The organism is Patescibacteria group bacterium (assembly GCA_028716045.1).
In the GTDB taxonomy this organism is placed as follows: Bacteria; Patescibacteriota; Patescibacteriia; order JAQUQO01; family JAQUQO01; genus JAQUQO01.
This window is the reverse complement of record JAQUQO010000001.1, coordinates 654,285-666,715: the sequence shown is the minus strand read 5'-3', so window position 1 is coordinate 666,715 and position 12,431 is coordinate 654,285. Positions and strand designations below refer to the sequence as shown.

General features: G+C 41.9%; 9 protein-coding genes and 1 tRNA gene. 8 read left to right on the top strand and 2 right to left on the bottom strand.

Annotation, left to right across the window (positions count from 1 at the left end; translation table 11 throughout):
• Entirely contained in the window at positions 1-1,278 is a 1,278-nt protein-coding gene (locus tag PHG22_03340) for a TRAM domain-containing protein (GenBank protein MDD5490801.1), read from the top strand.
• A gap of 50 nt (positions 1,279-1,328) precedes the next feature.
• On the opposite strand, the gene PHG22_03335 is transcribed toward PHG22_03340, so the two are convergent.
• Positions 1,329-2,051 carry a glycosyltransferase gene (locus tag PHG22_03335; GenBank protein ID MDD5490800.1) on the bottom strand — a complete coding sequence of 241 codons (723 nt, stop codon included), beginning with the start codon at positions 2,049-2,051 and terminating at the stop codon, positions 1,329-1,331.
• Between the two features lie 90 nt (positions 2,052-2,141).
• Positions 2,142-3,272 (bottom strand): hypothetical protein, encoded by a 1,131-nt coding sequence (locus PHG22_03330; GenBank protein MDD5490799.1) that lies wholly within the window; start codon positions 3,270-3,272, stop codon positions 2,142-2,144.
• Between the two features lie 155 nt (positions 3,273-3,427).
• Here PHG22_03330 and PHG22_03325 point away from each other — a divergent pair, with 155 nt between their 5' ends.
• The 7 genes from PHG22_03325 (at position 3,428) to PHG22_03295 (ending at position 12,358) form a co-directional block, all read left to right on the top strand.
• Positions 3,428-6,160: a valine--tRNA ligase gene (locus tag PHG22_03325; GenBank protein ID MDD5490798.1), complete on the top strand. Its 2,733-nt coding sequence runs from the start codon at positions 3,428-3,430 to the stop codon at positions 6,158-6,160.
• A 4-nt stretch (positions 6,161-6,164) separates the two neighbouring features.
• A complete protein-coding gene (gene tyrS / locus PHG22_03320) occupies positions 6,165-7,511 on the top strand; it encodes a tyrosine--tRNA ligase (protein ID MDD5490797.1) in 1,347 nt (448 codons plus the stop codon).
• A 4-nt stretch (positions 7,512-7,515) separates the two neighbouring features.
• Positions 7,516-9,276 carry an arginine--tRNA ligase gene (argS, locus tag PHG22_03315; protein MDD5490796.1) on the top strand — a complete coding sequence of 587 codons (1,761 nt, stop codon included), beginning with the start codon at positions 7,516-7,518 and terminating at the stop codon, positions 9,274-9,276.
• A gap of 149 nt (positions 9,277-9,425) precedes the next feature.
• Positions 9,426-9,512, top strand: a tRNA-Leu gene (locus PHG22_03310).
• Between the two features lie 582 nt (positions 9,513-10,094).
• Complete coding sequence (locus tag PHG22_03305) at positions 10,095-10,703, top strand: superoxide dismutase (GenBank protein ID MDD5490795.1); 609 nt, start codon at positions 10,095-10,097, stop codon at positions 10,701-10,703.
• A 159-nt stretch (positions 10,704-10,862) separates the two neighbouring features.
• A complete protein-coding gene (locus tag PHG22_03300) occupies positions 10,863-11,639 on the top strand; it encodes a hypothetical protein (GenBank protein ID MDD5490794.1) in 777 nt (258 codons plus the stop codon).
• A gap of 125 nt (positions 11,640-11,764) precedes the next feature.
• Complete coding sequence (locus PHG22_03295; GenBank protein ID MDD5490793.1) at positions 11,765-12,358, top strand: alpha/beta fold hydrolase; 594 nt, start codon at positions 11,765-11,767, stop codon at positions 12,356-12,358.
• Positions 12,359-12,431 lie beyond the last annotated feature (73 nt).

Below are 12,431 nucleotides of genomic sequence, written 5' to 3'. Positions count from 1 at the left end.
GTGGACACCATAAGGGTTAAAATAGAAAAATTGGTTTTCGGCGGACAGGGGCTGGGGCATTTTGATGGCCGAGTGGTTTTAGCTTGGAATGCTTTGCCGGGAGAAGAAGTGGAGGTGGAAATTATCAGAAAAAAGAAAAATTATCTGGAAGGCGTGGCGCGGAATATCATCAGCCCTTCGCCGGACAGAGTTTTAACTCAAGAGAGTCATTTTATTTCCTGCAGTCCGTGGCAAATTTTGTCTTTTAACAAAGAGAATTTTTGGAAAAAAGCCATCGCTAAAGAAACTTATAAAAAAATCGGGAAATTTTCTTGGGAGGGGGAGCTGGAAATAGTGTCAGATGAGCGGGCACAGTATGGTTATCGCAATAAGATGGAGTATAGTTTTTGCGCTGATGATAATAAGGAAATTTCCCTGGCTTTTTTTGAAAGAGCTACCAATAAATTACGGCCCATTGAGGGCTGTGTTTTAGCGGATAAAACTTTGGCTCGGGCGGCGGAGGAAACAACGGCTTGGTTAAAGGAAAATTCTTTTTTATCAGGGGGTTTAAAAACTTTAATTTTGAGAAGCAATTTACAGGGAGAACGCCTGGGTGCTCTTTTTGTTAAGGACGATTTAGCGCGCTTGCCCGAATCAGCGCCTCAAGGGTTGCGCGGTTTTCAAATTTATTTTTCCCGGGGCAACAATCCTTCTTCTTTGCCGGAAAAGTTATTATACGAGTCGGGTGAGAAATTTTTAGAAGAACAACTGCTTGTTTCTAAATTGAGATACGGCGCTTTAAGCTTTTTTCAGATAAATATCCCGCTTTTTGAAAAAGCTCTTGGTGATATCTCGCTATTTTTGGATTCTAAGAATTCGGTCGTGGATTATTATTCCGGCGTTGGTTCCATCAGTTTGCCCTTAGCCGATAAATTTTTCGAAGCGGTCTTGGTTGACAATAATGAAGAGGCCATTGGTTACGCCGAAGAGAATATCAAGCTTAACGGTCGCGGCCATTGCCGCGCGGTTTTATCACCGGCGGAAAAGATGGCGGGATTTATCACCCCGGAAAAAGTAATTATTTTTGACCCGCCCCGCGCCGGCCTGCATCCCAAGATTGCCAAAAAGGTATTGGAAGAAAAGCCTAGGAGAATAATTTATTTGTCCTGCAATTTAGCCACGCAAGCGCGGGATGTCGGAGAATTTTTGCGCGGCGGGTATGAATTGAAATTCTTGCGGTTATATAATTTTTTCCCCCGCACGCCGCACATCGAAGGGCTGTGCGTTTTAGAAACATAAAAAAGAGGCGCCGTAGAAAAGCGGCCGCCTCTTTTTAAAATAGCCGGTGTTTATTTAACCTTTTCCTTGTCTTTATAATGAGCAAAGCGGTAATGGAAAATATCGGAAACAATCGGCCCTTTAAATACCAGATAGGCCTCGCAAAGAATATATTTTAGGGCGATTTTTGCTCTGCCGTCGCGATCTAATCTTCTGACGGAAACCGGAATTTTTTCCGATTGGAGAAAGCGGAATTTTCCGACCTTGGCGGCGCGTTTAACGTAATCATGGTCTTCGGCCAACAGGATTTGTTCATTAAACCCGCCGATATTTTTATGGATGTCGTTTTTAATCAGAATGCAGAATCCCGGAGCGTGTGGGGAGAAGAATTGCACGGTTTTAAAAAAAGAATTGACGGCCAAGTGCAGGAATTTATCTATTTTTTTATCGCTTAACGGATAAACGCCGCAGGTGGCGATATCCAGTTTCCTTTTTCTGAATTCGTTTATAGTGTTGGCGAGAAAATTTTTCGGGAGCATCACGTCAGAATCCAAAAAGAGAAAAAGTTCGCCCCCACTCGCTTCCGCCCCCCGGTTTCTCCCTGTCGCCGGCAAGCCGCCGGAGGTTATTTTGCAGCCAAACTGTTTGGCTATTTCTACCGTTCCGTCAGTGGAACCGGCATCGGCCACAATCACTTCGTAATTTTTGTAGGTCTGTTTTTGGATTGAAGACAAGAGAAGGGGCAAAAAATCCTCTTCGTTCAAAGTTGGGATGATAATGCTTAATTCCGGCATAAGATATATTTTTTCTAATAGCGCTCTTATTATAACACTTTTAAAAAAATAAAAGAACTCCCGCGAGGAGTCCTTTTTTGTCAGAATTTTTTAAATGAATTGTTTTATATTTTGTATCACTTCGCGCTCCGCTTCCGCTAAATTTTTCCCGATGAGCACAAATTGAGCGAGGTCTTGCGTGCCCTGCGGATTAAAGACGCGGCTTATCTGAAGCGAGTTAATAGTTTTTTCGCAATAAACATGAACGCAAATTTGTCCGTTGCTTTTTTCGTGAAACATAATAATTACGTCTGCTTCGGGCGAGTTGGCGATAAGTTCATAAACAACGTCCATAAGTTCGCTATCCGCGGCGCCGGAGGCGATAAAATCCTGGCGGGAAAGCATGGTCCAGACCAATCTTTTTTCGTAGTCGTGCTTTAACCGCGCCAGAGCCCGTCCCCATAACTTTAGAGTATTAATGCTTTTGTTGTGGTATAAGTTTTTAATAATCTCTTCGCGTCTTCCGCCGGCCACCAGCAATTGCCCGGCGATATTCAAAGTTTTAGGAGTGACGTTCGGGATACGGAAACTTTTTGTCTTGGTAATGAGTCCGGTCAAAAGCTCCGTGGCGATTTCTTCATCTAAATATTCTTTGCCGATGTGTTCCAGGAGGCCAAAAATAATTTCCGCGGCCGAAGAAGAAACAATATCAATAACATTGATTTGTCCGTAGGATTCGTTTTGCGCCAGGTGGTCGATGTTAATGATGGGGGTGTAATAAAAAAAGTCGGCATTATCTTCATAGACCTTGCCGATGGAGTTTAAATCCGGAGTGTTGATGGTAAAAATTAAATCGTATTTATAGCCCGCGGATTGGGTTTTAATGTTTTGGATGTCAAAATTTTCTTTTTGCGGTGTGAGGTGAATCAATAATTGGTTTTCTTTCATCTCATAATCAAGGGCATTGAGAGGCGCGCCTTTAATATCCAGGGCCAGGGTGATTTTTTTAATCTGCGATAATGACGGCTGGATTTGTTCTACGCTGGGAAGGAATTTATATTGCGACGGATAGTTAAAGCCGTCGCAGACGATATCCGCGTTTTTTCCCATTTTTTTCAAAATTTTTGCCAATCCCAAACTGGAGGCCAAAGCATCGCCATTATAATCGCGGCGGAAGGCAATCAAACTGCGATTGCTTTTATCTATGTTTTTAGACACTTGTTCCAGGGTATTTAGGGGCATAAAAATTTTTTCTCTCAAAGTAAACTATTATAACCCCGGCCAAAGAAAGCGTCAAGTAGGCGGATTGTTGATAATAGTAAAGCCATATTTTTTGAGATAAACCCTTGTATTGGAGCGTTTTTAATGTTAAGATAGGTTTAATCAAGTATTTTTATATGGAATTGCCCAAAGCCTACGAACCGCAAAATTACGAGGATAAAATTTATGAAAAATGGGAGAAATCGGGACTTTTTAATCCCGATGTTTGTGTTGAGAAGGGTTTTATAAAAAAGAATGCCAACTATTTTAGCATTGTTTTGCCTCCGCCTAATAGGACTGGCACGCTGCATATGGGTCATGCGGCGATGTTAGCCATTGAGGATATTATGGTCCGTTACCATAGGATGAAGGGCGAGCGAACTTGGTGGATTCCGGGGACTGACCACGCGGCCATCGCCACCCAGACCAAAGTGGAGAAAATTTTAAAAGAAAAAAAAGGCCAGACCCGTCATGATTTGGGCCGGGAAAAATTTTTGGAAGAAGTAAAAAAATTCGCGGAAGAATCGCACGGCACCATCGTCAGGCAAACTAAAAAAATGGGTTCGTCTCTGGATTGGGACAGCGAGGCCTATACCCTAGACGAAGTCCGTTCGCGCGCCGTGCGGCTGGTGTTTAAAAAAATGTATGACGACGGTTTGATTTATCGCGGTAACCGCATTGTTAATTGGTGCCCGCGGTGCCATTCCACGCTGGCCGATGATGAAGTGGAATACAAAACGCAGAAGGCCAAGCTCTACACCTTCAAATATGACAAAGATTTTCCGATAAGAATTGCCACCACTCGTCCGGAAACCAAGTTGGGCGATACGGCCGTGGCGGTTAATCCCAAAGACAAACGCTATAAAAAATTTATTGGTAAAATTTTCAAGGCGAATTTTTGCGGGCGGGAATTAAATATCAAAATCATCAGTGACGAAAGTGTGGATATGAATTATGGCACGGGCGCGCTCGGCGTCACGCCGGCGCACAGCCAGATTGATTTTGCCATGGCTGAAAAAAATGGCCTGGAAGTCAAAAAAATAATTGATGAAGACGGCAAGATGGTTAATGCCGGAGAATTTTCCGGCCTGGATGTTATCGCGGCCCGAGAGAAAGTAGTGGAGAAGTTGGAGGCCGCTGGCCTTTTGGAAAAAGTTGAAGAAGTGGAGCAAAACATTTCTTTGTGTTATCGCTGTGAGGCCGTGGTTGAGCCGTTGACTTCCTTGCAATGGTTTATCAAAGTAAATTCAAAATTCAAAATTCAAAATTCAAAATTGAAGGGAATTAAATCTGGGCAAGAGGTAACCCTAAAACAGTTAATGAAGCATGTAGTTGAGACGGACCAAATTAAGATTATCCCGGAAAGATTTGAAAAAATATATTTTCATTGGATTGATAATTTGCGCGACTGGTGCGTTTCCCGCCAGATTTGGTTCGGACACCGGATTCCTGTTTGGCAGAAAGGCGAAGAGATTTACGTCGGAGCAGAAAAGCCCAAAGGCGAGGGGTGGATTCAAGATTCCGACACCCTAGACACTTGGTTTTCTTCCGGGCTGTGGACTTTTACGACGATGTTAGAGAAGGAAAATTTTGAACAGCATAAAACGCTTGAAGATTGGATAAAAAATTCGCCAAAGATAAAAGAATATCACCCCACGAGCGTATTGGAAACGGGTTATGACATTTTGTTTTTTTGGGTGGCGAGGATGATTTTAATGACGACTTACGTGATGGGCGAAATTCCTTTTAAAGAAGTATATTTACACGGATTGATTCGCGATGAAAAGGGGCAGAAAATGAGCAAATCCTTGGGCAATGTTATTGACCCCTTGGATATGATTAAAAAATACGGCGCCGACGCTACGCGATTGAGTTTGGTTATCGGGACTGGTCCGGGGAATGATATGAAATTGAGTGAAGAAAAAGTCGCCGGTTTTAGGAATTTTACCAATAAGCTGTGGAATATCAGCCGCTATATTTTAATGCCGGTTGATGGCAGAAAAAAGAATGTCATTCTGATCCCGAGTTCTCGGGGTGAAGAATCTAATTTAGAGACCCTTCTCCCACTAAGCGGGATCAGGATGACAAAGCTGACTCTGGCCGATAAGTGGATATTATCCAGATTTAATAAATTAAAAGAGGAATATACCAAGGATTTGGAAAATTATAATTTTTCTCAGGCAGGCGAGAAGTTACGCGATTTTACTTGGAATGAATTTGCCGATTGGTATGTTGAAATTTCTAAAATTGAAAAAGGCAAAGATGATGTTTTAGTAAGTATTTTGATTGACTTACTTAAAATGTGGCATCCGTTTATGGCCTTTGTGACCGAGCAAATTTGGCAAGAGATGGGCATGAAAGAAATGCTACTTGTAGAAAAATGGCCGGAGCAGGATAAAGAATTGATTGATGAGAAAGCAGAAAAAGATTTTGATTTGATAAGTAACATTATTATCAGTGTTCGCAATGCCCGAGCAGAGTTTAAGATTATTCCCGCGGAAAAATTAAAGATTGTATTTAAAAAAGAAAACAAACTAATAAAGGAAAATGAGGAAATAATAAAAGGTTTGGCAAGATTGGAAGCAATTGAATTTGGCGCTAAACCGGAAAAAGCAATTGCGTTGGTCGTGGGCGAGATGGAATTCTATTTGGAGCTTGGCGATGCGGTTGATTTCCGAAAAGAGGGAGAAAGAATCAAGGACGAACTTGGCAATTTAGAAAAATACGTAAAAGGCCTGAACGCTAAATTATCCAATAAAGAATTCGTCAAAAAAGCGCCGGAACAAATTGTTAATCAAGAAAAGGAAAAATTAGAAGAAGCCGAGGGCAAGTTGGAAAAATTAAATAAGCAATTAGAAAGTTTAAAATAACCATATGAGAATAGATACATCACCCGACAAAATTAAAGAAGTTTTGGAAAGGGGCGTGGAAAATATTTATCCGTCCAAGGATAATTTTGACAAAGTATTAAAATCGGGCAAGCAATTAAAAATTTATACCGGCATTGACCCGACCGGTCCCGCTTTGCACATGGGCCACGGCGTGGTTTTAATGAAATTGCGCGAATTGCAGGACTTGGGGCATAAAATAATCCTGCTTATCGGCGACTTTACCGGCATGATTGGCGACCCGACTGATAAAACCGCTGCTCGTCAGAAATTGACCCGAAAGCAGGTTTTAGAAAACGCCAAGAATTACAAAAAACAAGCTGGCTTGATTTTAGATATGGGGAAAACTGAGATTAAATATAATAGCAAGTGGCTGGGGAAATTGAAATTTGCCGATATTTTGGAATTAGCAACGCATTTTACCGTGCAACAGATGCTCGAGAGGGATATGTTTAAGAAGCGGATAAGAAAAGTTAAATGCGTGCAGTGCGGGGGGATATTCAAATCTCCCATACAATTTGAAAGTGAAGAATCTTTTAATTCTGCTAAATTAACTGGGAATGTAACAACGTGTCCATTGTGCGGTTTAGGTACGCCGTGTAATAAAGAGAATATGGTTAGTGATGTTGAATTTAGATCGATTTACCTCCACGAATTTTTATATCCCGTGATGCAGTCCTATGATTCGGTGGCCATGGACGTTGATTTGGAAGTTGGCGGCAATGACCAAACATTTAATATGCTTGCCGGCCGTGATTTAATGAAAGACCTAAAAAATAAGGAAAAATTTGTTTTAACCACCAAACTTTTGACTGACCCAACCGGCAAAAAGATGGGCAAGACCGAAGGCAATATGATTACCCTTGAAGACACCGCCGAGGAAATGTATGGCAAAGTGATGAGTTGGCCGGATACTTTGATGGAATTGGCTTTTGAAATTTGTACTCGCATGCCATCGGAGGAGATTAAAAACATTCTTGCCGGAGACCCGCGCGATGCCAAAATGAAATTGGCGTTGGAAATTGTTAAGATATATCACTCGGCCAAAGACGCCGCAAAAGCCGAAGAGCATTTTGTTAACCTTTTTCAAAAAAAGGAAAAACCGGAAAACATTCCGACTGTGGCCGCGCATCAAGACCGATGTAATATCACGGACCTGCTGGTGCATTCCGGCTTAGCTTCCTCCAAGAGCGAAGCGCGGCGGTTGGTGGAGCAGGGCGGCGTAAAAGTTAATAATCAAACCGTGGAAAATCCGGAAACGGAATTTGACATTATCAAGGAAGGGCTTATTATTCAAAAAGGCAAAAGGCATTTTATAAAAATCGTGAAATAAATTGATGGACAATTTAGAAAAAATAAAAAACGAATTAGTTGGGTTGCTGAATCAGGCCGTCAGCCACGGCCAATTCACCGCTAAAGATTTAACTATCCCTCCGCAGCCGGAAATGGGAGATTGGGGGGTGGCTTGTTTTGGTTTAGCCAAAGAGTTGAAAAAAAATCCAGCGGAGATAGCGGCCAATGTTGCCATTTATCTTAATGAAAAAGCGCCGAAATCTGTAATCGCCAAAGCGGAGAGTAAGGGGCCGTATGTTAACATTTTTTTGAATAAAGGCAAAATCACGGAGTCAATTTTATCAGAAATAGTGAGGGCAAAGGGGAAATACGGTTCATTAAATTTGGGCAAGGGTAAACAGGTGATGGTAGAATATTCCCAGGCCAACACCCACAAGGAATTTCATGTCGGCCACTTGCGAAATACTTTATTGGGCGATGAGTTAATAAATCTGTATCGCAACGCCGGCTACAAAGTTGTCGCCGTCAATTATCCCGGAGACATCGGCGCGCATGTGGCTAAGTGCCTGTGGGGATACCAAAAAATTAAAAAGGAAAAATTTCCGCTAAAGGCGGATCCGCCCCCGGCGGAAAAAATCAAAATTAAAAGAATAAAAAATAAGGGCGAATATTTAGGGACTATTTATGCTTGGGCGAGTAGAGAAATTGAAGAACATCCGGAATATAAAGACGAAGTTGCTCAAATTCAGCAAAAACTGGAAGCGGGAGATAAAAAATTAAACACCTTATGGAAAAAGACCCGCCAGTGGAGTTTAAAAGAATTTAAAGATATTTATAAAGAATTAGGCGTGAAATTTGACAGATATTATTTTGAAAGCGAAGTGGAGAAGCCGGGCAAAAAATTGGTTCAAGATTTATACAAAAAAGGGATTGTCCGTGAAAGCGAGGGCGCGATTATTATGGATTTAATCCCTTATGACCTCGGAGTTTTTCTGTTGTTAAAATCCGATGGCACGTCGCTTTACGCCACTAAGGATTTAGCTTTAGCGCAAAAGAAATTTAAGGATTATAAAAAATTGGGGGAAAGTATTCACGTGGTGGATGCCCGCCAGACACAATATTTTAAACAATTATTTAAAACCCTGGAACTCATCGGTTTTAAAAAGCCGATGAAGCATTTGGCTTATGAATTTGTCACTTTGCCCGAGGGAGCCATGTCTTCCCGCAAGGGGAACATTGTCACCTTCCGAGAATTGTATGAAGAGGTGTTGGAACAAACAATAAAAGAAACGGCTAAGCGACACAAAGATTGGAATCAGAAAAAGATTAAAGCTACTGCCAAAAAAATCTCTCTCGCGGCGATTAAATTTGACCTTTTAAAGCATGACGCGGGCAAAGTCGTGGTTTTCAATATAAAGGAAGCGCTGTCTTTTGACGGTTTTACCGGACCGTATATTGAATATACGGTGGCGAGAATTAACAGTATTTTAAGAAAAGCCCCCCGTCCGGCCAGAGGCAAAATTGATTATTCCTTATTAAATTCAGAAAGAGAGAAAAGTTTAGTTTTAGCGTTGGGGGAATTTCCGGCAATTGCAGAAAAGGCGATGACCAATTTTGATATGTCTTTATTGCCGCGCTATCTTTACGATTTAGCCAAAGAGTTCGCCAATTTTTACCACGACATTCCGGTGCTCAAAGCGGACGCGGCCACTAGGCAAGCGCGTTTGGCTTTGATTAGCTCGGTAAAAATTGTTTTAGAGAAAGGACTTGAGATTTTGGGCATTGAACCGCTTGAGGAAATGTAAACTTGATTTTTTTTGTTATTAAGGCTAAGATATTTTTTTATTTTGCCTAAGTGGCGAAATCCTTCGACTCACTTCGTTCGCTCAGGATTATTTAGAAAAGCATGTGTTTAACACTTAATAGGTCTTGAGTGAGCGTAGCGAATCGAAAGGCCCAGGTGGCGAAATTGGTAGACGCACTACCTTGAGGTGGTAGCGCCCGCAAGGGCTTGGAGGTTCAAATCCTCTCCTGGGCACCAAATTGGACCTCGCAATTTTAATTGCGGGGTTTTTTGTTTTTTTAACATCGGCTACCTTATTTTGTAAAAAATAACCCCTTAATATTAATTTTACCTAATCTTGACAAATTTCAAGTTTTGTGTTACACTATTTTGTTATTGTAGCTAATCATGAACATAGAAAAAAGGTCGAAAGACCCAAAAGGAGGAATATATGGGAAAAGTACTTATTATCGGAGTTATCGGAATCGTTGTACTCCTAATAATTTTACTTTGTCTTTATCAAAGGCGAGCGTTCGGCTACTGGTGCTCAACGTGTCGAAAGTACCGGTGGTTTCGGGGAGCGCAGGGCGAAACGATAGTAGGATGTGAGAAGTGCGGGCAAATCACGCCCGCTCCGGAGAGATGTCCATCGTGTGGCCATATGTCGCTTTACACCACTCCTAGCAACCCGGGTCGAGCGGAATGCAATCGCTGGACATGCCGGCACGTAGTCAATTATGGCCTGTAATAAACCCGCCCCTAGTAGCAAAATGCGAACGGGGCTTTTTATTTTCCATTATTTAATGTTAAAATATCAGAAAGATAAATAAACAGATATTTATGAATAACAAATTTTATTCTCTTCCCGATTTGCCATACGGCTATAAAGATTTGGAGCCGTACATTTCCGAAGAGCAGTTAACCGTCCATTATCAAAAGCATCATGCCGCCTATGTTAAGGGCGCCAACGCGGCTTTGGAAAAATTGGATAAAGCAAGAGGGTCCGGAGCAGAGCTAGATATGAAAGCGACATCCAAAGATTTATCTTGGAATATCGGCGGGCACATTTTGCATTCTCTTTTCTGGCAAAATTTGTCTCCGGTTGAAAAAACCACCAAAGAGCCGGAAGGAAAATTAGCGGAAGTTATTAAGGAAGAGTTTGGCAGTTTTGAAAGATTTAAAGACGAGTTTACCAAAGCGGCCATGAGTGTGGAGGGGTCGGGCTGGGCGGCGTTAACTTTTTGCCGCCAAACCAATCGTCCGTTGATTATGCAGATAGAAAAGCATAACACGAATGTTTATCCGGGATTTAAAATTTTATTAGTTTTAGATATGTTTGAGCACGCTTTCTATATTGACCAAAAAAACGAGAAGGGGAAGTATGTGGAGGCTTTTTGGAGCATAATTAATTGGCGGGCAGTCGCGCAAAGGATTGAAAATTTGGGGTAAAAAAAATTTAGAGTTATAGCAGAAATTTTTCGGAATTTTTGCTTTTTTATTTCCCCTTGCTTTTTTATTTGATTTAGTGTAATTTACGCCAAAGGAAGGTCAAACTGGTGTTTGACTTAATTTGTACCCTGAAAACACACTGTAAGGAGGTGTAGAAATATGGAAAAAAAACTAACTTTGTCTCCGGGCGTGGACACTTTTACTCTGTCCGATCTTCTCACTAAAACCGCTGCATATAAGGGCTTAAAGCTTGAAGACGAGAACGTTCCGGAAGCCGGCTTCAAGTCAATCAAAGAGTATGTGCTGAGCGACAATTTGCTGGCCGTTTTAGCAAAACAAGGAATCACGCCGCAAGCGCGTTTGGACTGTCGCAATAAAATTTTTACTTTGGTGGATGAAAATCCCCAGAAAGAGATTCCAGGAGAGATAGTCAGCAACTACTGGAATTTTCTACTACTTGAGGACGATGGAGATAAATTTGATCTTCGCGTTTCTCTAAACATCGAATTTGAGGTCAGCGGTCCAAGACGCGGCATCGTCTTCTGGCCGCAAGCTCACGGACCATATGTTTCACCCTCGGACTCACTCCCACACTTCCGGATGTTTAAAATACTGGTTGAGAGCGACAAAGATGCTCCGGCTATTGCCAGAGAACTGGCCGCAAGTAATGGAGACATTGTGGTCACTTGGGCCAATCTTGGTCTTAGTGGCATCCGTAGTCTCGCCGATATTTTTACTAAACTCGTGGGCAATAATGAAATAGTTGAGCAACTCGGCAGTACTGAGGAAGTTTTTGATCCCGTGCCCAATCCTCAACATCAACAAGCCGGCGAGGAGTTATTTGTTACTAAGCTGGCCCAGCCAAAAATTATTCAAATATGGCGCCGCCAACTCGAAAAATACCGTAATCAGCTCGTCAATCAGCTCGTCATTTGAGCCGTAGGTACTTTTTCGCTCTACTCAATAAGAGCCATTCGCATTGCGAATCGGCTCTTTTTTATTTGTCAGCCGCGTTAAAATTTGTTAAAATTTATTAGTGAATATTATTAAGAAGTAATTTTATGAATAAAAGAATTTTTATAATCCACGGCTGGGACGGCTATCCCGAGGAAGGGTGGTTCCCGTGGCTGGAGAAAGAATTAGAAGAAAAAGGATTCAAAGTTTTTGTCCCGCAGCTTCCTGACGCAGAAAGCCCAAGAATTCAAAAATGGGTTCAGAAAATCGCGGAAACCGTTGGTCCCGTTGACGAGAATACCTATCTCGTGGGCCATAGTATGGGTTGTCAGGCAATCGCCCGCTATTTAGAATCCCTTCCCGCTGGAGTAAAAGTTGGCGGGGCGGTTTTTGTGGCAGGATTTTTTAAACGACTCACGAATCTTGAAGACGAAGAAGATGTGCGTGAAACTGCCAAACATTGGCTTGAAGCCCCGCTGGATTTGGCAAAAGCAAAAACTCACTTACCCAAAAGTGTGGCTATTTTTTCTGATAATGACCAGTATGTGTCCGCTGATAATCAGGACGATTTTCGTGACAAGCTCGGTTCAGAAATAGTAATTGAAAAACATAAGGGACATTTCACGGGTCCGGGAGAGGGAGGCGACGGCATAACCGAGTTGCCGGTTGTTTTGGAGTCAATTTTAAACATGACCAGCTAAGGGTTAAATAATTTGACCGAGGGTTGACATTTTATTATGAATAATGTAAAATAAGACAATCAACTCAAACAGG